24 protein-coding genes and 2 pseudogenes are annotated in these 25,337 nt (G+C 63.9%); 14 read left to right on the top strand and 12 right to left on the bottom strand.

Annotated features, from left to right (window positions below; all coding sequences use genetic code 11):
• Positions 1 to 77 precede the first annotated feature (77 nt).
• The 3 genes from ada to AC4BCN_RS26610 all read left to right on the top strand — a co-directional run bounded on the left by ada (position 78) and on the right by AC4BCN_RS26610 (position 3,571).
• Positions 78 to 1,133: a bifunctional DNA-binding transcriptional regulator/O6-methylguanine-DNA methyltransferase Ada gene (gene ada, locus AC4BCN_RS26620; protein WP_490492143.1), complete on the top strand. Its 1,056-nt coding sequence runs from the start codon at positions 78 to 80 to the stop codon at positions 1,131 to 1,133.
• Positions 1,130 to 1,819, top strand: a complete 690-nt coding sequence (locus AC4BCN_RS26615; RefSeq protein WP_490492142.1) for a 2OG-Fe(II) oxygenase — start codon at positions 1,130 to 1,132, stop codon at positions 1,817 to 1,819. Before ada ends, AC4BCN_RS26615 begins: the two co-directional genes overlap by 4 nt.
• A 75-nt stretch (positions 1,820 to 1,894) precedes the next feature.
• On the top strand, positions 1,895 to 3,571 hold the full coding sequence (locus tag AC4BCN_RS26610; protein ID WP_490492141.1) for a mechanosensitive ion channel family protein: 1,677 nt from the start codon (positions 1,895 to 1,897) through the stop codon (positions 3,569 to 3,571).
• A gap of 5 nt (positions 3,572 to 3,576) precedes the next feature.
• Here AC4BCN_RS26610 and AC4BCN_RS26605 read toward each other — a convergent pair whose 3' ends face one another.
• From AC4BCN_RS26605 to AC4BCN_RS26595, 3 genes are all read right to left on the bottom strand, one after another.
• On the bottom strand, positions 3,577 to 4,002 hold the full coding sequence (locus AC4BCN_RS26605) for a hypothetical protein (protein ID WP_490492140.1): 426 nt from the start codon (positions 4,000 to 4,002) through the stop codon (positions 3,577 to 3,579).
• Positions 4,003 to 4,021: 19 nt separating this feature from the next.
• Positions 4,022 to 4,840, bottom strand: a complete 819-nt coding sequence (locus tag AC4BCN_RS26600; protein WP_490492139.1) for a hypothetical protein — start codon at positions 4,838 to 4,840, stop codon at positions 4,022 to 4,024.
• Positions 4,841 to 4,924: 84 nt separating this feature from the next.
• A complete protein-coding gene (locus tag AC4BCN_RS26595) occupies positions 4,925 to 5,092 on the bottom strand; it encodes a hypothetical protein (protein WP_490492138.1) in 168 nt (55 codons plus the stop codon).
• Positions 5,093 to 5,236: 144 nt separating this feature from the next.
• On the opposite strand from AC4BCN_RS26595, the gene AC4BCN_RS26590 reads away from it, so the two are divergent.
• The 8 genes and pseudogenes from AC4BCN_RS26590 to AC4BCN_RS26555 all read left to right on the top strand — a co-directional run bounded on the left by AC4BCN_RS26590 (position 5,237) and on the right by AC4BCN_RS26555 (position 15,820).
• A complete protein-coding gene (locus AC4BCN_RS26590) occupies positions 5,237 to 6,910 on the top strand; it encodes an amidohydrolase (RefSeq protein WP_490492137.1) in 1,674 nt (557 codons plus the stop codon).
• 138 nt (positions 6,911 to 7,048) lie between these two features.
• A pseudogene (hutU, locus tag AC4BCN_RS26585) lies at positions 7,049 to 8,746 on the top strand (urocanate hydratase).
• Positions 8,747 to 8,754: 8 nt separating this feature from the next.
• Positions 8,755 to 10,314: a histidine ammonia-lyase gene (gene hutH / locus AC4BCN_RS26580; protein WP_456147804.1), complete on the top strand. Its 1,560-nt coding sequence runs from the start codon at positions 8,755 to 8,757 to the stop codon at positions 10,312 to 10,314.
• A gap of 20 nt (positions 10,315 to 10,334) precedes the next feature.
• On the top strand, positions 10,335 to 11,123 hold the full coding sequence (gene hutG, locus AC4BCN_RS26575; RefSeq protein WP_490492136.1) for an N-formylglutamate deformylase: 789 nt from the start codon (positions 10,335 to 10,337) through the stop codon (positions 11,121 to 11,123).
• Positions 11,108 to 12,484, top strand: coding sequence for a formimidoylglutamate deiminase (locus AC4BCN_RS26570; protein ID WP_490492135.1), 1,377 nt, complete (start codon positions 11,108 to 11,110; stop codon positions 12,482 to 12,484). The genes hutG and AC4BCN_RS26570 overlap by 16 nt, the downstream gene beginning before the upstream one ends.
• Positions 12,484 to 13,059, top strand: a complete 576-nt coding sequence (locus tag AC4BCN_RS26565; RefSeq protein WP_034746284.1) for a HutD/Ves family protein — start codon at positions 12,484 to 12,486, stop codon at positions 13,057 to 13,059. Before AC4BCN_RS26570 ends, AC4BCN_RS26565 begins: the two co-directional genes overlap by 1 nt.
• A gap of 13 nt (positions 13,060 to 13,072) precedes the next feature.
• Positions 13,073 to 14,299: an imidazolonepropionase gene (hutI, locus tag AC4BCN_RS26560; RefSeq protein ID WP_456147801.1), complete on the top strand. Its 1,227-nt coding sequence runs from the start codon at positions 13,073 to 13,075 to the stop codon at positions 14,297 to 14,299.
• Positions 14,300 to 14,320: 21 nt separating this feature from the next.
• Complete coding sequence (locus tag AC4BCN_RS26555) at positions 14,321 to 15,820, top strand: glycine betaine ABC transporter substrate-binding protein (protein ID WP_490492134.1); 1,500 nt, start codon at positions 14,321 to 14,323, stop codon at positions 15,818 to 15,820.
• Positions 15,821 to 15,831: 11 nt separating this feature from the next.
• Here the strand turns inward: AC4BCN_RS26555 and AC4BCN_RS26550 are convergent, their stop codons facing one another.
• Positions 15,832 to 16,011, bottom strand: coding sequence for a hypothetical protein (locus AC4BCN_RS26550; protein WP_034746290.1), 180 nt, complete (start codon positions 16,009 to 16,011; stop codon positions 15,832 to 15,834).
• Positions 16,012 to 16,232: 221 nt separating this feature from the next.
• Here AC4BCN_RS26550 and AC4BCN_RS26545 point away from each other — a divergent pair, with 221 nt between their 5' ends.
• Positions 16,233 to 16,370: a hypothetical protein gene (locus AC4BCN_RS26545; protein WP_157808830.1), complete on the top strand. Its 138-nt coding sequence runs from the start codon at positions 16,233 to 16,235 to the stop codon at positions 16,368 to 16,370.
• Positions 16,371 to 16,591: 221 nt separating this feature from the next.
• Here AC4BCN_RS26545 and AC4BCN_RS26540 read toward each other — a convergent pair whose 3' ends face one another.
• The 4 genes from AC4BCN_RS26540 to AC4BCN_RS26525 form a co-directional block, all read right to left on the bottom strand.
• On the bottom strand, positions 16,592 to 17,098 hold the full coding sequence (locus tag AC4BCN_RS26540) for a GNAT family N-acetyltransferase (RefSeq protein ID WP_490492133.1): 507 nt from the start codon (positions 17,096 to 17,098) through the stop codon (positions 16,592 to 16,594).
• Positions 17,095 to 18,039, bottom strand: a complete 945-nt coding sequence (locus AC4BCN_RS26535) for a DMT family transporter (protein ID WP_128141830.1) — start codon at positions 18,037 to 18,039, stop codon at positions 17,095 to 17,097. Before AC4BCN_RS26535 ends, AC4BCN_RS26540 begins: the two co-directional genes overlap by 4 nt.
• A 318-nt stretch (positions 18,040 to 18,357) precedes the next feature.
• Positions 18,358 to 18,807, bottom strand: coding sequence for an outer membrane lipoprotein (locus AC4BCN_RS26530; RefSeq protein WP_034780449.1), 450 nt, complete (start codon positions 18,805 to 18,807; stop codon positions 18,358 to 18,360).
• A 137-nt stretch (positions 18,808 to 18,944) separates the two neighbouring features.
• Positions 18,945 to 19,373: an Mpo1 family 2-hydroxy fatty acid dioxygenase gene (locus AC4BCN_RS26525; RefSeq protein WP_139090676.1), complete on the bottom strand. Its 429-nt coding sequence runs from the start codon at positions 19,371 to 19,373 to the stop codon at positions 18,945 to 18,947.
• A 93-nt stretch (positions 19,374 to 19,466) separates the two neighbouring features.
• Between AC4BCN_RS26525 and AC4BCN_RS26520 the strand changes: the two are divergent.
• A pseudogene (locus tag AC4BCN_RS26520) lies at positions 19,467 to 19,970 on the top strand (DNA-deoxyinosine glycosylase); the annotation flags it as partial.
• 24 nt (positions 19,971 to 19,994) lie between these two features.
• Here AC4BCN_RS26520 and AC4BCN_RS26515 read toward each other — a convergent pair.
• Together AC4BCN_RS26515 and AC4BCN_RS26510 are read right to left on the bottom strand one after the other, a co-directional pair.
• Positions 19,995 to 21,203, bottom strand: a complete 1,209-nt coding sequence (locus AC4BCN_RS26515) for a hypothetical protein (protein ID WP_490492132.1) — start codon at positions 21,201 to 21,203, stop codon at positions 19,995 to 19,997.
• A gap of 107 nt (positions 21,204 to 21,310) precedes the next feature.
• Positions 21,311 to 22,177 (bottom strand): HDOD domain-containing protein, encoded by an 867-nt coding sequence (locus tag AC4BCN_RS26510; RefSeq protein ID WP_490492131.1) that lies wholly within the window; start codon positions 22,175 to 22,177, stop codon positions 21,311 to 21,313.
• Positions 22,178 to 22,465: 288 nt separating this feature from the next.
• Between AC4BCN_RS26510 and AC4BCN_RS26505 the strand changes: the two genes are divergently transcribed.
• Positions 22,466 to 23,044, top strand: a complete 579-nt coding sequence (locus tag AC4BCN_RS26505) for a DNA-3-methyladenine glycosylase (protein ID WP_490492130.1) — start codon at positions 22,466 to 22,468, stop codon at positions 23,042 to 23,044.
• Here AC4BCN_RS26505 and AC4BCN_RS26500 read toward each other — a convergent pair.
• Positions 23,041 to 24,735 (bottom strand): methyl-accepting chemotaxis protein, encoded by a 1,695-nt coding sequence (locus tag AC4BCN_RS26500; RefSeq protein WP_490492129.1) that lies wholly within the window; start codon positions 24,733 to 24,735, stop codon positions 23,041 to 23,043. The genes AC4BCN_RS26505 and AC4BCN_RS26500 overlap by 4 nt on opposite strands.
• Before the next feature lie 68 nt (positions 24,736 to 24,803).
• Positions 24,804 to 25,262: a cache domain-containing protein gene (locus AC4BCN_RS26495; protein WP_070301115.1), complete on the bottom strand. Its 459-nt coding sequence runs from the start codon at positions 25,260 to 25,262 to the stop codon at positions 24,804 to 24,806.
• Positions 25,263 to 25,337: the final 75 nt, after the last annotated feature.

Here is a 25,337-nt window from a genome sequence, read left to right as displayed (position 1 = left end):
ACTTGGAGCCTATCCCAGTAGGGGATGTATTCATCTACCGGGATAGGCTCTTAATATTGACTTGCACGGAGTTCGCCATGGAACACGCTTACCTGACTGACGATGAACGCTGGGATGCCCTGCAGCGGCGCGCGCTTGATGCCGACGGCGTCTTTTATTACTCGGTGCGCACGACGGGCGTGTATTGCCGGCCTTCCTGCGCCGCGCGTCCCGCCTTGCGCCGCAACGTGGCTTTCCACGCCAGTTGCGAACAAGCGGAGGCGGCCGGCTTTCGTCCCTGCCTGCGCTGCAAGCCGAATTTGCCGCCGCTGGCCCAGCGCCAGGCGGCCATCGTGGCCGACATCTGCCGCCTGATCGACGCCAGCGACGAGTTGCCTGACCTCGATAGCCTGGCACAGGCCGCCGGCATGAGCCGCTTTCACTTCCACCGCGTCTTCAAGGCGCACACGGGCATCACGCCGAAAGCGTACGCGGCGGCGCGGCGCGGCGAGCGCCTGAAAGCCGGCTTGCAGGGCGCGGCAAACGTCACGGAAACCTTGTATGCGGCCGGCTTCAATTCCAGCGGCCGCCTGTATGCGGCAACGCCGGGCTTGCTGGGCATGACGCCGGGTGCGTTTCGCGCCGGCGGCAGCGGCGCCGTGATCCGTTTTGCCATCGGCGCCTGCTCGCTGGGCGCCATCCTCGTGGCCAGCACGGACAAGGGCATTTGCGCGATTCTTATTGATGACGACCCGGAAGTGCTGCTGCGCGACTTGCAGGACCGCTTTCCGCAAGCCGAACTGCGCGGCGCGGAAACCGACTATGAACAGACGGTGGCGCAGGTGGTCGGCCTGGTCGAGGCGCCAGCTATCGGCCTGGACTTGCCGCTCGACGTGCGCGGCACGGTGTTTCAGCAGCGCGTGTGGCAAGCCTTGCGCGAGATTCCCGCCGGCAGCACGATCAGCTATGCCGAGCTGGCGCGGCGCATCGGCGCCCCGCAAGGCGCGCGCGCCGTGGCCGGTGCCTGCGCGGCCAATGCGCTGGCCGTCGCCATCCCCTGCCACCGGGTGGTGCGCAACGATGGCGCCTTGTCCGGCTACCGCTGGGGCGTGGAGCGCAAGCAGGCGCTGCTCGAGCGCGAGGGCGAGCGGTGAGGGCGCTCGATTGGCAGCGGATCGAAGATGAGCTGAATGCGCATGGCTGCGCCGTCGTGCCGGGCTTGCTCGATCCCGCGCAGTGCGCGGCGCTGGCGGCCCAGTACGACGACGCGTCGCGCTTTCGCAGCAAGGTCGTGATGCAGCGCCATGGCTTTGGACAGGGCGAGTACCAGTATTGGGCGCATCCGCTGCCCGATATCGTGGCTGCCTTGCGCACGGGCTTGTATTCCCCCTTGGCGGCGATTGCCAACCGCTGGCACGCCGCCATGGGCATCGGGACGCGCTTTCCAGCCAGCCACGCCGATTTCCTCGCGCGCTGCCATGCGGCCGGGCAAACCCGGCCCACGCCTCTGCTGCTGCGCTACCGCGAAGGCGATTACAACTGTTTGCACCAGGACCTGTATGGCGAGCACGTGTTTCCGCTGCAGCTGGCCGTGCTGCTGTCGCGCCCGCAAGACGATTTCACGGGCGGCGAGTTCGTGCTGACGGAGCAGCGCCCGCGCATGCAGTCGCGCGCCGAGGTCGTGCCGCTGGCGCAGGGCGACGCCGTCCTCTTTCCCGTTGCGCTGCGCCCCGTGAACGGCACGCGCGGCACTTACCGCGTCAACATGCGCCACGGCGTGTCGCGCCTGCGTTCGGGCTTGCGCCACACCCTGGGCATCATTTTCCATGATGCGAGCTGAGCAGTACGTGTGATCCTTGAGTTTCCAGGATTACATGGCATGATGGCTACTCCTTGTCACTCTTTCATTTCCGCCATGTCCGCGTTGCTCCGCCTGTTGTGCCTGTTGACCATTTTCCTGCTGCCCGCAGCCCATGCGGACGATGGCGTGCCCGCGCTCGTTGCGGAGGCCGGGACCGTCGTGGCGCCATCGCAAGCCGCGGCCAGGACGGCGCCGCTGATGTTCGCCAATCGCAAGGTATTTGTCTTCCGCGCCGCGCTGGCCGGCTATCCGCCCGATGAGCGGGCCATTGGAGCGCAGCGCCGTCTGGAAAGCGTGCTGGCGAAAAACGGTCCCTTGCAGGCGAGCACGCGCATGATTCCCGAAGGCACGCAAGTGCTGCTTGATGGCGTGCAGCTGTTCGTCGTCGTGCCCGGCGACGTCAACCTGCTGGCGGGCGACACGACGGAAAGCGTGGCGAAAACGGCGGCCGCCGAGTTGAGCAAGGCTGTGTTTGACTATCGCGAGCAGAGCAGCTGGCGCTACCTGGCCATCGCCGCCGCCGTGTGCGCGGCCGCCACCCTCGTATTCTGGCTCGTGTGGATGGGCTTGACGCGCTTTTACCGCTGGGCCAAGCGCCGCAGCGGCATCCTGCTGGCTTCGCGCCTGCGCGACGTGCGCCTGAAAAACGTGCGCGTGCTCGACGCCGAGCACTACATCGCCTTCGCGTATCAGCTGCTGAGCGCCGTGCTGTGGGGCTTGCGCCTGATGGCGACCTATCTGTGGGCCGCCTTCGTGCTGGGCCGTTTGCCGTACACGCGTTCCTGGGGCGAAAGCCTGAGCGGCTATCTGCTCGACGTGGCCGCCGACGTCTTCCACGCCATCATCGGCGCCTTGCCGGGGCTGGTGCTGGTGTGCGTGATCTTTGCCATCGCGCGCCTGATCGCCGCCACGGCCGCCTCGCTGTTCAAGCGCGTGGAAAGCGGCGAACTGCAAATCGGCTGGCTGGACAAGGACACGGCCCTGCCAACGCGCCGCATCGCCAGCGTGGTGATCTGGCTGTTCGCGCTGGCCATGGCGTATCCGTATCTACCCGGCTCGCACACGGCCGCCTTCCAGGGCCTGTCCGTGCTGGTCGGCCTGATGGTGTCGATCGGCGCGTCGAGCATCGTGGGCCAGGGCGCCAGCGGCCTGATCCTGATGTACACGCGCGCTCTGCGCAAGGGAGAATATGTGCGCGTGGGCGACAGCGAGGGCACGGTGGTCGACGTGGGCATGTTCGAGACGCGCTTGCGCACGGGCCTGGGCGAGGAAGTTGCCTTGCCGAACGCGTGGGTGATGTCGCAAACGACAAAGAACTATTCGCGCGCCCAGCCCGGCGGCGGCTTCGTGCTCGACTCCACCGTCACCATCGGCTACGCGACGCCGTGGCGCCAGGTGCACGCCATGCTGGAACTGGCGGCCTCGCGCACGCCGGAACTGTCCACTTCGCCGAAACCGTACGTGATGCAGCTGGCCCTGCAAGACTATTATGTGCAATACCGCCTCGTCGCCTACGCCAGCGCCGAAGTCCCCCGCCAGCGCGCCGAAGTGCTGAACCGCTTGCACCAGAACATCATCGACGTCTTCAACGAGTTCGACGTGCAGATTACCTCGCCGCACTACATAGATGACCCGAAAGAGTCGCAGGTGGTGCCGCCGGAAGAGTGGTTCAGGGCGCCGGCGAAGCGAGGGGAGGAAGAGGCGGCTCAAGTGGTGCCTCTCAAGCCCTGAAGTTGTTAGGGATTGGATGGGCAGACTTTATCGATCCAGGCCTGCATGTCGCTGTTGATGGGGATGACTTGCTGGCCGCCATCCGCCGTAGCTCTCACGCAGAATTTTCCTTGATAACCATAGGTTGGATCGGACGGATCTTTGGGGCTGCCATTCAGGAAGACATGATAAAAATGCCCGGGTATCAGTTTTTCAGCGCGTATACCCGTCGCGCCGGTAGGCACCTTTCCATAGCGGATACATATGCTGGCGCGGATGGGTAGCGGCATGTCTGGAGGCATGGAGAATCCCCATACTTCTTTTACTGGTTGCACGGACATGTCTGAAACCATGAGTGCGCCAAGAAATGGTAGGCCATTGCGCGCCTCTTCCTTTTTTGTAATCGAGAAGCAGGGTATGCCCTGCGCCGACTGGATAACTGCTTCTGCCATACGGGAATATGCCCATGTGTCAGGGAATATCGAATATAGGCTCATGGTCAATATCGTTGCCAGGCAAGTTTTTCGGGCTCTTACGGTCGTTAAAAAAATCATTGAGTACCTTTTTAAACAGTTCTCCGGAGTTTTTATAGCGCTGTTGGCGCATGGCGCGAGTGGAAGTTAAAAACCTCAGCACAAAGTAGTCCGCCAATAAATCACCTTGCGCTTCCATGTCATGGCTGGATAATTTTTGATTGGGGAGCAAGGTGTATTTGTAGTCCAGCCCCAATCGAATGGCTCCCCGCAGTTTTATTTGATATCCGAGTTGATACTGCCAAACATGAACCATTTCGTGCATAAACCAGTGTTTCTGACTATCGTTTTCTTTGGAAAAGTCCTCCATGTAGTCCGATGGATGAAAATAAATCTCCCCATCCGGCGTCATGGCCACATCCTTCGGCTGCAAGCCAAACCATAGATACGGCTCCGCATGCACCTTGACCTTGCCGTAGTCGATCGCATCCTGGAACAGCAGCCACGCCATGTCAATCTCGCCCTTGGTTAGCGGGCGAACTTTGTCTTTCACTTTGACCTGTTTCACGGACGAGCCGACATCTTTGTCGGTTGTCTTGATGCCATCGAGCTGGACGATCTTGATGGCTGGCGTCGCGTGTTTTGGCGCGGCGGCGCAGCATGGCGATTTATTCGCGTGCGGCAGGAACTCTGCCTGGGTAATCTGTTCCTCGCGCTTGCTGGCAATTCGCCCCGTGCACCCCCTGGCATCCGTCGTCCCCGTCCACGTTTCGCCATTGCTCAAGGTGAGGCAGTAATCGGCGTGCGCCAGCGGCACGTTGGCGGTTGAGACGAATTCCAGCTGTTCGTCATCGCCGCAGCACCAGCATTCGTCGGGCTGGCCGGCCAGGCGGTGCAGTTCTCAGCCGCTTGTCGCGTTACGCAGGGTGGCGCCGAGCACGGGCTGGCCGTTGGCGCTGAACGTGACGATCATGCTGTCGAAGCGCGCGCCCAGGCTTTTCTTCTGGTGGGCCACGAGCTTGAAGAACACGTCGCACGCGGTGGTGCTGATGACATGGTGCCTGGCCAAGGAGACTCCGTGACAAAACGCCAGCGTAGACTAGCGGCGGCGGGGAGATATTGACTGGGCGCAAGGCGCGCGCGCTTTGACCATTTTGCCAATTTCTATACACTCGTCTTTTCATTCATTGACTTTAAAGACCTGGAGATGGAAATGCCGACCCTGCCCCTGCGCCGTACCCTGCTCACGCTCGCCTGCCTGGGCGCCTTGCGCCACGCTCATGCCGATACCGTCATCGACAACGCCAACGGCTACACGCTCGATGCAAACGGCAAGGTGGTGCGCTTCACGGCATTGGCTTTTGACGACGCTGGAAAACTGCTCGCCGTCGGCAGCGCCGCGCAGGTGAAACGCAAGGCGGCCAAGGGCGCGACCCACGTCGACGTGCAGGGGAAGACGATTCTCCCGGGCCTGATCGACGCGCATGGCCACGTGTTCGGCCTGGGGACGATCGCCAGCGGCGTGATGCTGTACGGTTCGTCCTCGCTGCCGGCCGCCGTGCAGGCCGTGGGCGACTTCGCGCGCGCACATCCGGAACGCAGCTGGGTCGTCGGCAATGGCTGGAACCAGGAAATCTGGAAGCTGGGGCGCTTTCCCACGGCGGCGGAACTCGATGCGGCGGAAAGTGCGCGGCCCGTGTGGCTGCGCCGGGTCGATGGCCACGCGGGCTGGGCCAACAGCCGCGCGCTGGCGCTGGCCGGCATCACGCGCGCCACACCAGACCCGGCGGGCGGCAAGATCGTTCGCGACGCGGATGGCAATGCCACCGGCGTGCTGGTCGACAGTGCCATGGACTTGATGGACGCCGTGCTGCCCAAGCCGGGCGACGTGGAAAACCGCGCCGCCCTCGATGGTGCGCTGGCGCAGTTGTCGCAAGTGGGCCTGACCAGCGTGCACGATGCGGGCATCGGCCAGATGCAGGACCGGCTGTTCCGCGACTATGCGGACCACGGCAAGCTGACGGTGCGCGTGTACGGCATGATTGCCGACACGACGGAAGACTTCGACGCGCTGGCGAAAAACGGTCCCTTGACCAGCTATGCGCGCGACATGTACGCCTTGCGCGCCGTCAAATTGCTGTCCGACGGCGCCCTGGGCAGCCGCGGCGCGGCCTTGCTGGCGCCGTACAGCGACGATCCTTCTACCCGCGGCCTGCTGTTCTATCCGGACGCCGCCATGCGCGCGAAGATGGACAAAGCCATGCGCGCCGGCTATCAGGTGAACGTGCACGCCATCGGCGACGCGGGCAACCATCAAATCCTCGACGGCTATGCAGCCTTGACCGCGCAATACCGCAGCGTGGGTCTGCGCCACCGCATGGAACACGCGCAGGTGGTGCAATTGAGCGACATCCCCCGTTTCAAGGCGCTGGGCATCGTGCCGTCGATGCAGCCGACGCACGCCACCTCGGACCAGAACATGGCGGAGCAGCGCGTGGGGCACGAACGCATCAAGGGCGCGTATGCGTGGCGCACCTTCCTCAAACAGGGTTCGCGCATCGCCTGCGGCTCCGACTTTCCCATCGAGTCGCCGAACCCGTTCGAGGGTATCCACGCGGCCGTCACGCGGCAGAACAGCGAGGGTTTCCCGGCCGGCGGCTGGTACCCGCAGCAAGCTATGACGGTGACGGAAGCGCTGCGCTGCTTTACCTTGGACGCGGCCTGGGCGGCGCACCAGGAAAAGGTCATCGGCACCCTGGAAGCGGGCAAATGGGCGGATTTCATCGTCGTCGACCAGGACCTGTTCACCGTGGCGCCAACCGCGATTGGCAAGACGCAGGTGCTGCAGACGTGGGTGGCGGGCAAGCGCGTGTACGAGAAAAAATAAAGGCTGGGGTCAGACCCGCCGGGTCTGACCCCAAAGAAAACCTGTTGACTTGGTTGTATAGACAACCTATGCTGGGAGCACCAGAGCGGACCACGCATGTCCGCTCGCACCCTACGAGGAGACAGCATGAACAGCACAATGGACACCGATCCACGCTTTGATGCCAGCCGTACCATCCGCGCCCCGCGCGGCACGGTCATGGCTTGCAAGAGTTGGCAGGCCGAAGCGGCCTACCGCATGTTGCAAAATAATCTGGACCCGGAAGTGGCGGAAAATCCGCAGCATCTGGTCGTCTACGGCGGCATCGGCCGCGCGGCCCGCAACTGGGCCTGCTTCGACCAGATCCTCGCCTCCTTGCGCGAACTGGAAGACGACCAGACCTTGTTGATCCAGTCCGGCAAGCCGGTGGGCGTGTTCCAGACCCACGCGGACGCGCCGCGCGTGCTGATCGCCAATTCCAACCTGGTGCCGAAATGGGCCAACTGGGAACACTTCAACGAACTCGATCGCCAGGGCCTGTTCATGTACGGCCAGATGACGGCCGGCAGCTGGATCTACATCGGCACGCAGGGCATCGTGCAGGGCACGTATGAAACCTTCGCCGAGGCGGGCCGCCAGCATTTCGGCGGCGACTGGGGCGGGCGCTGGATCCTGACGGCGGGCCTGGGCGGCATGGGCGGCGCACAGCCGCTGGCCGCCACGATGGCGGGCGCCGTCTCGCTCAATATCGAATGCCAGCAAAGCAGCATCGACTTCCGTTTGCGCACACGCTACCTGGACAAGCAGGCGGCCAGCCTGGATGAAGCGCTGGAATTGGTCAAATATCACACGGAACGCAAGGAAGCGATTTCCATAGGCCTGCTGGGCAACGCGGCCGAAGTGCTGCCGGAACTGGTGCGCCGCGCGAAAGCGGGCGGCCTGGTGCCGGACCTGGTGACGGACCAGACGTCCGCGCATGACCTGGTCAACGGCTACCTGCCGCGCGGCTGGAGCGTATCGGACTGGAAAGCGGCGCAGCAGGACCCGCAGCGCCATGCGCGCCTGACGGTGGCCGCCGCCGATTCCTGCGCCGCCCATGTGCAGGCGATGCTCGATTTCCACGCCATGGGCGTGCACACGGTCGACTATGGCAACAACATCCGCCAGGTGGCGTTCGACCAGGGCGTGCAGAACGCGTTCGACTTCCCCGGCTTCGTGCCCGCCTACATCCGCCCGCAATTTTGCGAAGGGCGCGGGCCGTTCCGCTGGGTGGCCCTGTCGGGTGACCCGGAAGACATCTATAAAACGGATGCGAAGATCAAGGAGCTGTTCCCGCACCACAAGCAGGTGCACCACTGGCTGGACATGGCACGCGAGCGCATCGCCTTCCAGGGCCTGCCGGCGCGCATCTGCTGGCTGGGGCTGGGCGAACGCCACATCGCCGGCCTGGCCTTCAACGAGATGGTGCGCACGGGCGAGCTGAAGGCCCCCATCGTCATCGGCCGCGACCACCTCGATACGGGTTCCGTCGCCAGCCCGAACCGCGAAACGGAAAGCATGAAGGATGGCACGGACGCCGTCTCCGACTGGCCGCTGCTGAACGCCATGCTGAACACGGCCGGCGGCGCCACCTGGGTCTCGCTGCACCATGGCGGCGGCGTGGGAATGGGGTATTCTCAGCATGCGGGCATGGTCATCGTGGCCGATGGCACGTGAAGCGCGGCGAAACGCCTGGCTAGAGTGCTGGTCAATGACAGCGGCTCGGGCGTGATGCGCCATGCCGATGCCGGCTACGAAACAGCGGCCGCCTGCGCCAAGCGTAACAATCTGAACCTGCCGATGCTTAATACGAAGTGAAAGCAAACATGACACAGCACTCCAAAAGTTGGACCCTGAAACCGGGCGCGATGACCCTGGGCGACCTGCGCGCCGTGTGGGCCGCGCCTGCGAAACTGATCCTTGCCGCCGAAGCGTATCCCGTCATCGAGGCGTCGGCCGCCGCCGTGCAAGCCATCGTCGCCAAGGGCGATGCGGCCTACGGCATCAACACGGGTTTCGGCCTGCTGGCCAAGACGCGCATCCCCGATGAAAAGCTCGAGCAATTGCAGCGCAACCTGATCCTGTCGCACTCGGTCGGCACGGGCGAGCTGCTGTCGGACGCCGTTGTGCGCCTGATCATGCTGATGAAGATCGGCAGCCTGGCGCGCGGCTATTCCGGCGTGCGCCCGCTGATCGTCGACACCCTGATCGCGCTGTACAACGCGGGCATCATGCCGGCCATTCCCGCCAAGGGTTCCGTCGGCGCCTCGGGCGACCTGGCACCGCTGTCGCACATGACCCTGGCCATGCTGGGCGTGGGCGAGGTGCGCGTCAACGGCGAATTGATGGCGGCGCCCGAAGCGCTGGCGCAGGCGGGCATCGCGCCCGTCGTGCTGGCGGCGAAAGAGGGCCTGGCGCTGATCAACGGCACGCAAGTGTCGAACGCGCTGGCGCTGCATGGCCTGTTCATGGCCGAACGCCTGCTGGAAGCGGCCATGGTCACGGGCGCGCTGTCGCTCGACGCGGCCAAGGGCAGCGATTCGCCGTTCGACGCGCGCGTGCATGCCGTGCGCGGGCAGCCGGGGCAGATCCTGGCCGCGCAGATGTACCGCCAGTTGGTGGCGCACAGCGCCATCCGCGCCTCGCACCTGGAAGGCGACGAGCGCGTGCAGGATCCGTACAGCCTGCGCTGCCAGCCGCAAGTCATGGGCGCCTGCCTCGATTTGATCGGCAATGTGGGACGCACCCTGCTGATCGAAGCCAATGCCGTCACGGACAATCCGCTGATCTTCCAGGATGGCCCGAACGGGCAGGCGGAGATCGTCTCGGGCGGGAATTTCCACGCCGAGCCGGTGGCTTTTGCGGCCGACACGCTGGCGCTGGCGATTGCTGAAATCGGCGCGCTGGCCGAGCGCCGCATCGCGCTGCTGATCGACGCCACGCTTTCCGGCTTGCCGCCATTCCTCGTACGCGACCCCGGCGTCAATTCCGGCTTCATGATCGCCCACGTGACGGCGGCCGCGCTGGCGTCGGAAAACAAGTCGCTCGCCCATCCGGCCAGCGTCGACAGCCTGCCCACTTCCGCCAACCAGGAAGACCACGTGAGCATGGCCACGTTCGCCGGGCGCCGCCTGGACGACATGGCGCATAACACGGCCGTCATCGTCGGCATCGAGCTGCTGGCCGCCGCGCAGGGCATCGATTTCCACCGCCCGCTGAAAACCTCGCCGCACCTCGAGCATGTGCATCACCAGTTGCGCCAGAAAGTGCCGTTCTTCGACGCCGACCGTTTCTTCGCGCCCGATATCGAGGCGGCCAAGCAGATGGTGCTGCATGGTGAGTTGAGCAGCACGTGCAAGAATTTGTTCGCCCCGCTGTACGCCTGAGCGGGCGCAAGGAGACAAGCATGGATTTCCGCTTCAACGAAGGCAGCATTCCGCTGCTCGTGTCGATGCCCCACGTGGGCACCGACATACCCGATGATATCGCCGCGCGCATGACGCCCCAGGCCCTGGTCAAGGCCGATACGGACTGGCATCTGCGCGAACTGTATGGCTTTTTGCAGGAGATGGATGTGTCCGTGCTGTCGGCGCGCTGGTCGCGCTACATCATCGACTTGAACCGCCCGCAGGAAGACACGAATCTGTATCCGGGCCAGGATACGACGGGCTTGCTGCCCAACGATACCTTCCACCGTGAGCCGCTGTACCTGGCCGGCAAGGAACCCGATGCGGCCGATGTGCAGCGCCGGCTGCAGCGCTACTGGGCGCCGTATCACGCGCAGCTGCGCGCGGAACTGGACCGGCTGCTGCGCGTGCACGGCGCCGTGGTGCTGTGGGATGCCCATTCCATCGCCTCGCATGTGCCGCGCTTCTTTGACGGCAAGCTGCCCGACCTGAACTTCGGCACGGCCGATGGCGCCAGCTGCGATGGCGGCCTGACGTCGGCCGTGGTCGATATCGCGCGCGCGCAGGATGCATTTACCGTGGCCTTGAATGGCCGCTTCAAGGGTGGCCACATCACGCGCCATTACGGCCAGCCGGACAGCCGCGTGCATGCGATCCAGCTGGAGATGTGCCAGTGCCTGTACATGGACGAGACGGCGCCGTTTGGCTACCGGCCCGACTTGGCGGCGCAGGTGCAGCCGCTGCTGCGTCAGATGATGGAAGCGGCCGTGGCATGGGTGGCGCGTTGAGCGGCTGCTTGTTTGCGCGCCACGCGCTGCTGCCGCAAGGCTGGCGCCGCGACGTGCTGCTGGAGTGGGACGCGGCCGGCGATTTGACGGCGGTGGCGGACAACGCCGCAGCGCCGCCTGGCGCGGAATTGGCCGAATACCTCTTGCCCGGCATGGTCAACCTGCATTCGCATGCGTTCCAGCGGGCGCTGGGCGGCATGACGGAAATTGCAGGTGATGGCCCTGACAGCTTCTGGACCTGGCGCGAGCTGATGTACCGTTTCGCGCACCACATCACGCCGGAACAGATGGAAAGCATCGCCGCGCAGCTGTTTGCCGAATGCCTGCGCCATGGCTACACGGCTGTCTGCGAATTTCACTACCTGCAGCGCGATGCGGCCGGCGCGCTGTATGCGCGTCCCGCCGAAACGGCCGAACGGGTGCTGGCCGCGGCGCGCCTCAGCGGCATCGGCCTGACCATGCTGCCCGTGCTGTACAGCCATGCGGGTTTTGGCGCACAGCCCCTCAAACCCGAGCAGGCGCGCTTTCGCACCGGTGCGGATGACGTGCTGCGCATCGTCGAAGCGCTGGCGCCGCAGCGTGGCGGGCAGGTGGAGGTGGGCTTTGCGCCCCATTCCCTGCGCGCGGCCGGCGTGGCGCAGATCCGTGAAGTGGCGCAAGCGCTGCCCGCGGACCGCCCCATCCACATCCATATCGCCGAGCAGCAGGGCGAGGTGCGCCAGTGCCTGGATATCAGCGGCCGGCGCCCGGTGCAGTATTTGTACGACCAGATCGACGTCGATGCGCGCTGGTGTCTCGTGCATGCCACGCATGTGCAGCCCGATGAAGTGGCGTTGATGGCGGCCAGCGGCGCCGTGGCAGGCCTGTGCCCGACGACGGAAGCGAACCTGGGTGACGGTCTGTTCCCGCTGGCCGAATTCATTGCCGCCGGCGGGCGTTTCGGCGTCGGCAGCGACAGCCACGTGTCGCAGTCGCCGGTGGAGGAATTGCGCTGGCTCGAATATGGCCAGCGCTTGCAGCGCCAGCAGCGCAATGTGGCCGCCACGCCGGATGAACGCCATGTGGGCGACTACCTGTGGCAAACGGCCTTGCAGGGCGGCGCGAAGGCGGCCGGGCGCAAGCTCGGTGCCCTGGCGCCGGGCTGCCGTGCCGACTTGCTGGTGCTCGACGACGCGCATGTGAACTTGTGCGGCGTGGCCATCGACGATGTGCTGGGCAGCGTACTTTTCTGCGGCAACGACAACCTGGTGCGCGACGTGCTGTGCGGCGGCCAGTGGCAGGTGCGCGATGGGCGCCACGTGGCGCAGGACGCCATCGCCACCGCCTACAAGCGCACCCTGGCGCAACTGAGGGCACTCTGATGGCAACCTTCATCCCGCAGGAATACCTGCGCGCCGCGCCGTGGAAAAACGGCGGCGGCAGCACGACGGAAATCGCGATTGCTCCCCCGGGTGCCGGTTTCGACGATTTCGACTGGCGCATCAGCCTGGCGACGATCACGGCCAGCGGGCCATTTTCCAGCTTCCCCGGCATCGACCGCAGCCTGATGCTGGTCGATGGCGACAGCGTGCAGCTGACGCTGGACGGCGCGCGCAAGGTGACCTTGAGCGCGGCGCAACCGATGCTGTGGTTTCCCGGCGAAGCGGCCGTGGTTGCGCAGGTCAAGGGGCCGACGACGGATTTCAATGTGATGACGCGGCGCGACCGCTGCCGCCACCAGCTGGAAAAAATCACGGCGCCGGGCAAGCTGGCGCGGCGCAGCGCGGCAACCCTGCTGTTCGTCGCCGGCGAAGGCCACGTGCTGGCGCGCGGTGGCGAGCAGCAGTTCGCGCTGGCCCGCCATGACGCGCTGCTGCTCGACGCCGACGATGCGCCGGACTGGCGGCTCGACGCTTTGCAGCGCACGGCTGTGTTCCGCGTCGACCTGTTCATCTAGGAAGGAAACACACATGCAAGACTGGGATATGGTCATCCACAACGTCCACCTGGCCACGATGGAGCATGGCTATGGCGAGCTGCTCGACGCGGCCATCGCCGTCAAGGATGGCCGCATCGCGTGGTTCGGCCCCGGCGACGAGCTGCCGGCCAGCGGCGCGGCGCTGCTCGATGGACAGGGCTGCTGGCTGACGCCAGGCCTGATCGACTGCCATACGCACATCGTCCACGCGGGCAACCGCAGCGATGAATTCGAGGCGCGCCTGAATGGCGCCAGCTATGAAGACATCAGCCGCGCCGGCGGCGGCATCATGTCCACCGTGCGCGCCACGCGCGCGGCCAGCGACGACGAATTGCTGCGGCAAAGCCTGCCCCGCGTGCTGGCGCTGCTGGCCGAGGGCGTGACCACGATCGAGATCAAGTCCGGCTATGGCCTGGACGCGGATAGCGAGGCGAAGATGCTGCGTGTGGCGCGCAGGATAGGGGAACAGCTGCCGGTCACTGTGCGCACCACCTTCCTCGGCGCGCACGCGCTGCCGCCCGAATATGCTGGCCAGGCCGACTCTTATATCGAGCTGCTGTGCGCGCGGATGCTGCCCCAGTTGGCGAACGATGGACTGGTCGACGCCGTCGACGCGTTTTGCGAGCGCATCGGCTTTACGCCGGCGCAAACGCAGCGGGTGTTCGAGGCGGCGCAGGCGCTGGGCCTGCCCGTGAAACTGCATGCGGAACAGTTGTCGGACCTGGGCGGCGCGGCGCTGGTGGCGCGCTACGATGGCCTGTCGGCCGATCACCTGGAATTCCTGTCGGAAGAGGGCGTCGCCGCCATGGCGCAGCATGGCACGGTGGCCGTGCTGCTGCCGGGCGCGTATTACTTTTTGCGTGAGACGCAGCCGCCGCCTGTCGCGGCATTGCGCGCGGCCGGCGTGCCGATGGCCGTATCCACCGATTGCAACCCGGGCACGTCGCCGATGACGTCCTTGCTGCTGGCGATGAACATGGCGTGTACCCTGTGGCGCTTGACGCCGCAGGAAGCGCTGGCCGGCTGCACGATCCATGCGGCGCGCGCGCTGGGTTTGCAGGATCGGACGGGCAGCCTGGTGGTGGGCAAGCGCGCCGATTTCGCCCTGTGGCGCATCGCGCGCCCGGCCGACCTGGCGTATGCGCTGGGCCTGAACCCGTGCGCGGGCGTGGTGCATGGCGGTGTCTGGCGCGCGCCGGTGGTAAGCTTGCCGGATTGATCATCCGCCCTGGAGCGCCGCGTGCGTGTTGTTTACTCGTTGTCTTCCCTGCTGTTGTTGCTTGTTTTTGCCGCCGCCCCTGCCCTTGCCCAGGATGGCGGCACCTTGAAGGTGGGCTCGAAGCGCTTCACGGAATCGTACATCCTCGGCGAAATCCTCCAGCAGAGCGCCGCGCCGCACGTCAAGGCGCAGCACCGCCAGGGCCTGGGTAACACGGCCATCGTGCTGGCCGCGCTGCAGGCGGGCAGCATCGACGTGTATGCCGAATACATGGGCACCATCGGCAGCGAAATCCTCAAGCACGACAAAGCCATCGACCTGGCGCAGATGCGGCGCGAGCTGGCGGCGCTGGGCCTGGGCGTGGCCGTGCCGCTGGGCTTTAACAATACGTATGCGCTGGCAGTGCGCAACGATGAAAAATCCATCGCCAGCCTGGCGCAGCTGGCCCAGCACCCGGCCCTGAAATTCGGCCTGTCGCATGAATTCATCGGCCGGGTCGACGGCTGGCCAGGCCTGGCCACGCGTTATGGCTTGCCGCAGCGCCCGCGCGGCCTCGATCACGGCATCGCCTATGAAGCGCTGGCGCAGCGCCAGGTGGACGTGATCGACATCTATTCGACGGACGCGAAGATCCGCCAGTACGGCTTGCGCGTGCTGGCCGACACGCAGCAGTACTTTCCCCGCTATGACGCCATGCTCCTGTACCGGCTCGACGTGCCGCAGCGTTTTCCCGCAGCATGGCTGGCGTTGCAAGGGTTGCAGGGACGCATCAGCGAGAGCGACATGATCGCCATGAATGCGGCCGTGGAAATCGACGGCAAGCGTTTTTCCGACGTGGCGCGCCAGTGGCTGGCCTCCGGCACGCAGGCGAACAAGCCGGCCGCCGCGCGCGGCAAGCTGCTCGATAAAATCATCGGCGACGACTTGTGGACCCTGACGCGCCAGCATGTGACCCTGGTATTGTTGTCGGTGGCTTTGGCATGTCTGATCGGCATTCCGCTGGGCGTGCTGGCGGCGTTTTCGGCGCCGCTGCGGCAAACGGTACTGGCCTTCGTCGGCGTGCTGCAGACGGTGCCCTCGCTGGCCTTGCTGGCGATCTTGATCCCCGTGCTGGGCATGATCGGCACCGTGCCGGCGCTGGTGGCGCTATTCGTGTACGCGCTGCTGCCCATCGTGCGCAACACGTGCACAGGCATCTTGCAGGTGCCGCAAGGCTTGCGCATGGCGGCGCTGGCGCTGGGCTTGAGCCGGCGCGACCGCCTGCTGCACGTGGACTTGCCCCTGGCCTTGCCCGTGATGCTGGCGGGCGTGAAAACGGCGGCCGTGATGAGCGTGGGCACGGCCACCATCGCCGCCTTTATCGGCGCGGGCGGCTATGGCGAACGCATCACCATCGGCCTGGCGCTCAATGACAACGACATGCTGCTGGCCGGCGCGATCCCCGCAGCCGTGCTGGCCCTGCTGACGCAAGGCTTGTTCGAGCTGGTGGAGCGCTGGGCCGTGGCCGGCCGGCAGCGCTGACGGCATCACGGTTACAGCGAGTGCAGTTTGGAGCGCACCGAGACGACGGCCTGGTGCAGGATGCGTTCGGCCTGGAAGTCGTTTTCGCGCTGTTCGGCGATGGCTTGCAAGTCGCGTGTGTAGCGCTCCAGGCGGGAGCGCAGGTAGGCGCGGTAGATTTTCATGACGAGCGGTTTGGCAGAAACATTCATGATGTGGCTCCCGTATGCGATTCGTTCATTGATTCGTTCATTGTGTGTGAGCGCATTGCCGCCATTTTGCGTCGCATCAAACGCCAGCGTGCCGTCACTTTGGCGCGTTTGATCTTCCGCAATGTCCCCCAGGCCGAAGATGCCACACTGAATTTTCCCTGTTCGCCTGGTCATCATCAGCCGCAGGCCTGATTCCCTCAAGCATACTCAAGGAGCGTCGCATGGTCATTTTTGCCGTGGTTGCTGGCTGCATCGCCTGCCTGACAGTGTATCAAATCTATAGAAAATCGCAGGGTGGCAGTGGGGTTGCGCAACAACATATTGGCTTGCACGGCACATTGATTGAACCACGGAAATAATCAGTGGCATCCGGGCGACACTGGGTGACACTTGGTTAGCGGATTTAAGTCAAATGTAAGGCCCGGTAAGCAAATGTAAAGGTCTGCGCCATCGCAAGCGGCAGCGTTTATATTGATAACCGTTGATTGCATTCTCCCCCTCCCACTTGACAATGGGTTCTGCCCCGCGGTGCCGCTAGCCCGCGGGGATTTTTTTGGAACTTGCGCTGACAGTTCCCCCATCAGGCCGATGTTGGCGTGCCTGCCGACAATTGCGTCAAGGCATCGCCAGCGACCCGGCAGATGCGCCAGTCCGGCATCACGTCCGCGCCCATGCCCTTGTAGAAGTTGATCGCATTTTCATTCCAGTCCAGCACCGACCATTCGAAGCGGCCGCAATCGCGTTCGACGGCCAGTTGCGCCAGCGCCACCAGCATCTGCTTGCCATAGCCCTTGCCGCGCACCGATTGCTTCACGTACAGGTCTTCCAGGTACAGTCCCTTGCGGCACAGGAAGGTGGAAAAATTATGGAAGAACAGGGCGAAGGTCACGACTTCACCATTTTCTGTGCCGACCAGCGCTTCGCACGCGGGATGGGCGCCGAACAGGCTGTCGTGCAACATCGATTCCTTGGCGATCATCATGTGTTCGAGTTTCTCAAACACGGCCAGTTCGTGGATCATGCCGAAGATGGCGGCCACGTCGGATGCGGTTGCGGGACGGATGGCGAGGGAGGAAGAGGTGCTCATGTTGCCTTTGCTGATGGAGTGGTGGAAAGGGAAGCAATGGTATTCGTCTTGCGCGCGCCCGACGTCAGGGCCCAGGCCACGCTGGACAGGCACAGCACCATGCCCACCCATTCGATGGCTGCGGGCCGGTAGTGTTCGAATTGTACCGACAGCAGCACGGAAATGACGGGCGTGACGACGCCGATATACACGGTCTTTTGCGTGCCGATGCGGGCGATTAACGTGAAATATGCGCTGAAGGCGATCACCGAGCCGAAGATGGCCAGGTACACCAATCCCATCCAGTAACTGGGGCGCGTGGGCAGCTGCCAGGACTGGCCCGTGGCGATGGCCCAGGCGGCCACCATCAAGGTGCCCCACAGCATGGTCCAGGCCATGGTCAGCATCACGTTGCCCGAATGTTCGCGCACTTTCATGACGAGGGCGTTGCCTGCCGTGCTCGACACGGTAGCGACCAGCGCCAGGATAAAACCGAGCAGAAAATGGCCATTGCCGCCACCCAGAATATCTTGCAGCGCCGCGCCGATGGACTGGTAAAACAGCAGCACGATGCCGCAGATGGCGACGAATGCCGCGCAGCAGGTGCTCCAGGTGATCGGTGTGCCGAAGGCGATGCGGTTGAGCAACGGCGTCCAGAACACCATCAGCGCGAACAGCACGCTGACGAGGGCCGATACCAGGTATTGCTCCGAGCTGTAGGTGCACACATAGCTGAGGGCAAACGAGGCCAGGCCTTGCAGCAGCATCCATTTTTGCGCGCGCCACGGCAGGCGCAAGCGGTCGCCGCGCACGGCGCACCAGGCAAACAGGGTGGCGGACGCGAGGCCGAAGCGATAGACCACGGAAACGGCGGGGGCGACGTCGCCCAGCTGCAAGGTGATGGCCCAGAAGGTGGAGCCCCAGATCAGGCAGGCAATGATGAACAGGAGAGGAGAGGACATCGCGCAAGTATACGGGCATCGCGCGGGGATGGCGAGTGCGGTCGAGTTTGCTCAACGTGGCGTCAGGAGACAGCCGGGATTGAGCCAGCGCAGTGCTTCTGGAAAATATTGAATTTATGAAAATATTTACTTTATTATCAAGTAAGTATTTTCCGGATTGCATCTTTGAAGGGGAATGCCATGCCAGCCTCACTGCAGATCAAAGTATGGAGCGTGCTTGTGTATGTCGTCGTGACGGCTGCGATTGCCATCTGGCTGCACCCTTCAGTCTTGCTCGCTGCCGGCGCATTCGGCTGAGCGCCTGCGCCGGCAAGTGGATCAGTGCGTGACGCGGGTCTTGCGGCCGTCCGACAGCAGGCGAACGCGCTCGCCCGGGCGGAACAGCTCGTCGGCGTCTTGCACGATGGCGCGCATGTCGCCATTGTCCAGGCGCACGGTGATTTCCAGGCCGGGCTTGTTCGAGGCATTCGCTTCGATGCTCTTGCCGGCCATGCCGCCTGCGACGGCGCCGAGGATGCTGGCCGCGATGGCGCCCTTGCCGCCACCGACTGTCGAGCCGGCCACGCCGCCCAGCGCCGCGCCAGCCAGCACGCCCGTGCCCGTTTCGCCCTTGTCGATGGTCACCTGGCGTACGGATTCAACCGTACCCATGCGGACCGATTGTTCATTCTGCGCCTGGCGCGCGTTGTAGACATTTGCCGAGTTCGGTTGTACGGCGCAGCCGGCCAGGGTGGCGAGCAATGCCACTGCAATAATTGGTGCTTTCATGTGGGACTCCCTTGGACAAAAGTTGGTTGCCGATTGCGTCGACCGGCAGATGATGACTTATCATAAGGACACTTGCTGCAGATACCTAGTTGCGAATAGTAAAAATCTGTTACGGCTACCCCATGACCGCTTGCCGCTCAATACGCCAGCCGCAGGCGCCGGTACAAAAATCCCAGCACGAACAGCGGCCCCACCAGCAAAAAGCGCAAGTCGTCGAGGAACGACGGTTTCTTGCCTTCGATCTGGTGGCCGATGAACTGGCCTATCCAGGCCAGCACGAACAGCGCCAGCGACACGGGCAGGATGGTCAGCGGCGGCATGAGCAACAGCAGGCCCAGCATGGCGGCCAGCATCGCCAGCATGCCCGCCGCAAACGGGCGCGACAGCTTGTAATAATAGTATAAGGCCAGAACACTGCCGAGCAGCGCCACGCTGGGATGCACGCTCCACAGCAGCCCCAGCAGGCTGAAAACGATCAGCGGCACGCACACGATGTGCACCCATTCATTGACGTGATTGCGGTGGCTTTCGCCATACTGGGCCAGCAGGGTGTCGATGGTGCGCATGGGCGGTCTCGTGGGCAGGAAGGTTGTGCGGGAATTCTACACCGTCGCGTGGCCGGGTAAAATGGTCCTTCGTTTTCCCTTCCGGACCGCCCATTGAATAGCCCAGTCATCCTGCCAGAGCAAGCCGCAGATGCGCGCAAGCGCTGTTTCGATCCCGTCGTCGACGCCAACACGCGCTTGCTGATACTGGGCAGCCTGCCCGGCGAAAAATCGCTGGCGCACAGCCAGTACTATGCACATCCGCAAAACAGGTTCTGGATGCTGCTGGGCGAGGTGCTTGGCTTGGATTTGAAGAGCCAGCCCTATGAGGAACGTCTGGCGACCTTGCTGGCGCACGGCGTGGGCCTGTGGGATGTGGTGGCGCAGGCGCACCGCACGGGCAGCCTGGACAGCAATATCCGCGCCCGCGACGACAACGACCTGGTGGCCTTGGCAGCCAGCCTGCCGCAGCTGCGCACGATCGCTTTCAACGGCGGCACGGCCGCGAAGCTGGGCATCAAGGTGCTGGGCGAACACGCGCAGCGCTACCGCATCGTCAGCTTGCCGTCGAGCAGCCCCGCCTATACCTTGGCGTATGGCGCGAAATTGCGGCAGTGGCTGGCATTTGCGTCGGGGGGGGGCTTACGCCGGCGCGTATGGCTGCGCTTCCAGCGGCTGTCCCTTGGCATCGAATTTCAGCGCCACGGACAGTTGCGTCACGCCGATGGTGGCCAGCGCGTCGCAGATGTCGTCGACTTCGTCCTGCAGGTCGGCGGCCAGGTCCAGCGGCTTGTCGGCGCTGTGCAGCAGTTCGCCAGCCGCCGTACTGACGTTGACGCGCAGCAGCATTTCGCCATGTTCATCGGCCGGGCCGACGACCACGGAGACGTCGCCGGCGTCTACCTTGTTTTCCGCCAATGCGTGGTTGATGCCGGACATCATCTGCAGCATCGCGTACTCGCTCATGCCTTGTTCCTTGCCGCCGTGGAACAGATCCTGGTAGAGGAAGCTCACTTCCAGGGGGCTGCCGGCCGGCGCCAGGCAGCGCTTGACGAGCTCGCCGACTTCCGTCGTCCACTGCTGGTAGCGGGCCATGCGCGCGTCGAACCAGGCGTCGAGCGCCGCTTCGTCCTTCGGTTCCGCATAGAACGGGTCGTCCACGCGTTTCAAGGCAAAGCCCAGCAGGAAGCGCAGTTCGACGGCCGTGTCCTGCGGACCGAAGGCCGTTTCGCTCCAGCCGACGATGCTGCTTTCCAGGCCCGGCGTGGCGACGATCTTCTTGTCCGTCATCGAGCTATAGGCATCGCGCACCATCTCGTGCAGATGGCTGTAGGTGATGCGGTCGATTTCATCGAGGTCGTAGGCATGACTCATCAGGACCACCTTGGCCTTGGCGCTTTCCAGTTCTGCCTGCTGGAAACTTTTCACCAGCGCTTCGAAAGCGTTCTGGTCCTGGAAGCTGTCCGCTTCCTTCAGGCCGCCCGTGCTTTGCACCAGCAGGGGCACGACGAAGGCGTTGATTTCCATGGCCGGGGCATTGTCGCGGCGGATCACGGAAATGGATGCCGCTTCCTCGATGTGGCTGTGCAGGTACTGGTAGGCGCCCACGTCTTCGTACTTGGCGCGCTCGATGGCGTCGTACAGAATTTCATCCTTCTTTTGATTCAAGGCCTTGCGGATCAGGCGGCCGAACTCGACGGCTTGCTCGGCCAGCACCGTGCCCTGCGATTCGCTGTCTTCCTGCTCAGCCAGGTTCAGGGCCATCGTGCACAGCATGCGCGTGACGGATTCATCCTTGTCTTCAGGCGTGTTGGCGGATTTACGGGGGACAGGGCGCTTATTTTTGGGCATGGCGATCAACAGGTTAAGAAATACGGGTCAGGCAAACGGAAACGGGCGCCATGGCTCAGGCCAGGCGCCGGGACAGATCATACAGGCGGACGCGGCCGCCTGATACCTCAATGGTCGGTATCGAACATCTCGTGCAATTCGTCGAGCAGGTCGGCGGCTTCTTCCTGCGACAGGCCGAGATGCTGGCAGGCAAGTTCTCCGCCCTTGTCCCACTCGAGCGAGGTACTGTTGCCATGGTAGCGCTGAATGCCCTTTTCGGCCAGCAGCGACAGGGCGACGAGCGAGCGGATGGCGTCGTCCGTGGACGGGTCGGCCAGCACCGTGTAGTCGTGGTGATGCAAAATCGCCCAGGAAACGTCGGAGGACAGGCCCCAGTTGCGCGCCAGCAAGCAGCCGATGGCCGCGTGGTTGGTCTGGTGGCGCGCGTCTTCCAGTGCCGTAAAGCAATTGCGCGCATCGTTGGCCGCCGCCGCGTACGTGTTGACGTAGTCGGGGAAGCGGTTCATCAGCAGGGGCACGCCGATATCGCAGAACAGGCCGAAGGTGTGGGCGATGTCGGGCGGGGCGATGCGCAGCTTGCGCGAGGTAAAGACCAGGGCGCGCGCGCGCTTGGCCGATACATCCCAGAAGTTGGTCAGTTCCACGCCTTCCGCTTCCAGCGCCTGGCGTGCCAGCAAGCCCGTCATCATGGCGCTGCACTGGTTGATGCCAAGAAAATTGATGCCTTGCTCGACGGACTTGGCCTTGCGTGCGGCGCCATAGAACGGCGAGTTGGCCAATTTCAGCAGGGCGCCGGACATGCCGACGTCATCGGCGATGATGCGCGCGATGCGGCGCGGCGACGGATCCTGTTCCGCCAGTTCGCGCTGCAAGTCGACCAGCAGGCTGGGACGCGGCGGGATACGGATGGAACGCATCAGGGCGTCAACCGGATCTTCCTGCACTACCTGCTTTTGCGCTGCCGCTCTCATCATTACGCTTTCATCATCATTTTGTGCCCGGTGCTTATTCTGTGCGCGCTGCCGCTGCCCGCTGCATGAGCGTCTGGCGCAGTGCCCGACGATTATCGCTGTTTATGCAAGGCAATAGTTCATCTCTGCAATATTTTGTCGCAAAAATCCCCGTTTGGGCCTGCTCCAGCTGCGATTTTCGTCATTTTACGACGCTGCTCATCGCGATATTTGTGATGGAAAGGTCAAGTTTTATTTGTTTTCAAGACGAAGCGAGGCGTGTGGCGGGATGCGCAGCGGTACAATTGCCCGATGAAAAAAATCCTCGCGGGTATCGATTTTGCGGATGATTCCAGCAGCGTGGCGCGCCAGCTGATCGGCGTGACCGTGCTGGTCGACGGTGTGGGCGGGCGCATCGTGGAAACGGAAGCGTATGACCGGCTGGACCCGGCTTCGCACACGTATGGTGGGATGACGCCGCGCAATGCGGCCATGTTCGGCCCGCCCGCGCACGCCTATGTCTACCGCTCGTACGGCATCCACTGGTGCCTGAACTTTGTGTGCCGCGAAGCAGGGCACGGGGCGGGCGTGCTGATCCGGGCGATTGAACCGCTCGTGGGGCTCGATGCCATGCGCGAACGGCGCGGCGTCGAGGATGCGCGGCTGCTGTGTTCGGGGCCGGGCAAGGTGTGCCAGGCGCTCGGTGTCACGTATATGCACAACCGGCTGGCGCTCGATGCGCCGCCATTCACCCTGCTGGCGCGCGAGGAAGAGGTGACGGTACACGCTGGCCCGCGCATCGGTATTTCCAAGGCGATGGAGACGCAGTGGCGCTTCGTGCTGGCCGGTTCGCCTCACCTGAGTAAACCGATGCGCGCGCCGGCCAGTTAGCTGCGCCGGCGCTGTGGCGTCGTGTTTGCGCCGTGCAAGCCGGGCATGCCGCGTAGCGGGCTATGCAGTGCGCGCCGCTCCTGCTGCGCACTGGCCGGATGCCGGAACGCTTCCTCGTCAGTCGAGGCGGGCTGTGCGGGCGCCAGCGGGTCGAGGGTGAACACAGCCACGGCCGCCGACAATTTGACGGCCTGGTCCTGCAAACTGGCCGCCGCTGCCGCCGCCTGCTCCACGAGGGCCGCATTTTGCTGGGTGACGTCATCCATTTGCGTGACGGCCTGATTCACTTCCGTGATGCCCGACGCCTGCTCCGCACTGGCCTCTTTCACGCGCTGGATGATTTCATTGACTTGCTGCACCGAGGCCACGATGGCGCCCATGCTGTCGCCCGCTTGCTGCACGGCCACGCTGCCGCCATCAATGGTGGTGACCGAGGTGGCAATCAGGGTCTTGATTTCTTTGGCCGCCTGGGCCGAGCGCTGCGCCAGGGTGCGCACTTCGGACGCGACCACGGCAAAGCCGCGGCCTTGCTCGCCCGCGCGCGCCGCTTCCACGGCCGCGTTCAGCGCGAGGATATTGGTCTGGAAGGAAATACCGTCGATCACGCCGATAATATCCACGATCTGGCGCGAATTGGCGCGTATCGTCGCCATCGTCGTCACCGCTTGCTGCATCGACGCGCCCCCTTGCACGGCCAGGGTCGATGCTTGTCCCGCCAGCTCGCAGGCCAGCTGGGCGTTGTCGGCGTTGTCATTGACGGCTTGCGTCAGTGCTTCCATGGCGCTCGACGTTTCTTCCAGCGAACTGGCCTGCATTTCCGTGCGCGCCGATAAATCCAGATTGCCTGTGGCAATTTCACGCGAGGCCGTGTCGATCGATTGCACGGCGTTCATGATGGTGCGCAAGGTCTGGTTCAGGTGGGCGATGGTCTGGTCCAGCACGCGTGACGTGGCGGCGATTTCGTCATTGCCCTGCTTGGGCGCGCCCGCCATCAGCTTGCCCGCCGCCAGGTCTTGCACGGCGTCGGCAATACCGCGGATTTCCACCAGCATGGCGCGGCGTACCAGCATGGTCACGACGATGGAAACGAGGATAGACAGCAGCACCGTCAGCAGCAAGCTCCAGCCCAGGCTGCGGAACTCGGCGCTGGCCGTCGCATGGGCCTCGCTGCTGAGGCTTGTTTCCAGGGCCGACAGTTGCGCCAGCTGCGTGTTGAGCTGGACGAATTGGGTTTCCGCCTTGAGCATGGAATTGGTGGCGATCGACTGGTCCATCTGCGCCATTTCCATGGTTTCCAGCACGGCCTTGCGATAGCCGGCCAGCGCCGTGATGGCCGCATCGACGAGGGTGCGCTCGGCACCCGTGGCCGTGGCGCGCAGCGTGGCCAGCTGCGCGCCGATGGCCGCGTGGCGTGCCTTGATCTGTTGCTCCAATGTATCGAGGCGGGCCTTGGCGAAGCTGCCATTCGTCCACGACAGCAACTGGTACATATTGCCGTGCACCTGCTTGGCCTCTCCTAGTACGTCGGCGGCCGCCTTCAAATGCGTGATGCGTACCCGCACCATGTTTTCCAGTGAGGCATTTTGCCGCACCATGCCATACCACGCGCCGCTCGAGCTGAGTATCAGCAGCAGCAAGACCAGGGTGGGCGCCAGCAATAATTTTGGTCCGATGCGTAATTGATTGAGCATGCTTGACTCCTGGCGATGGCTGTTCAAACCGCAGGCGGCGTATGGCGTGCGTGCGCGCCGCCCCCGTCTTATTTTTTGTAGATGCCCGCTTCCAGCACCACATCATTGACGCGCAGAATGTACGTGGTCTTCGGCTCGATCTTGCCGCTGACGGGATTCTTGTACTGGTAATCGACCCAGCCCTTGCCCTGCTTTTGTGCCAGCTCAATGATTTCACGGCGATATTTCTTGCCGTTCGCATCGGGCACATCCGTCAAATCCTTGCCCACGATGGAAGGATTTATGGGGTGGGCCAGCACGATGCCCGTCTTGATGTCGCGCATGTCCACATACAGCGAGCCCTGCACGAAGTCCGGGTCTTTCGCCGTGATTTTCTTCATCATTTCTTCCTTGCCATGCGCCTTCATGAAGGCGGCGCCCCGTTCGGCCATGGCGATCGCATCTTTTTCTGTTGGTTCGACCGCGGCACTGACGCTGCCGCCGGCAAATGCCAGGCACAGCAGGCTACCCGTGAATAAGCGTTTCATGAAAGCTCCTTGTGATATCGATGGAAGTGTTGCCAAGACGTAATTTACGTCGCCGAAGTCCGTCTCAGCTTGCGT

It is taken from the genome of Janthinobacterium sp. Bl 1 (genome assembly GCF_058215535.1).
This window is presented reverse-complemented; position numbering and strand designations above follow the sequence as displayed.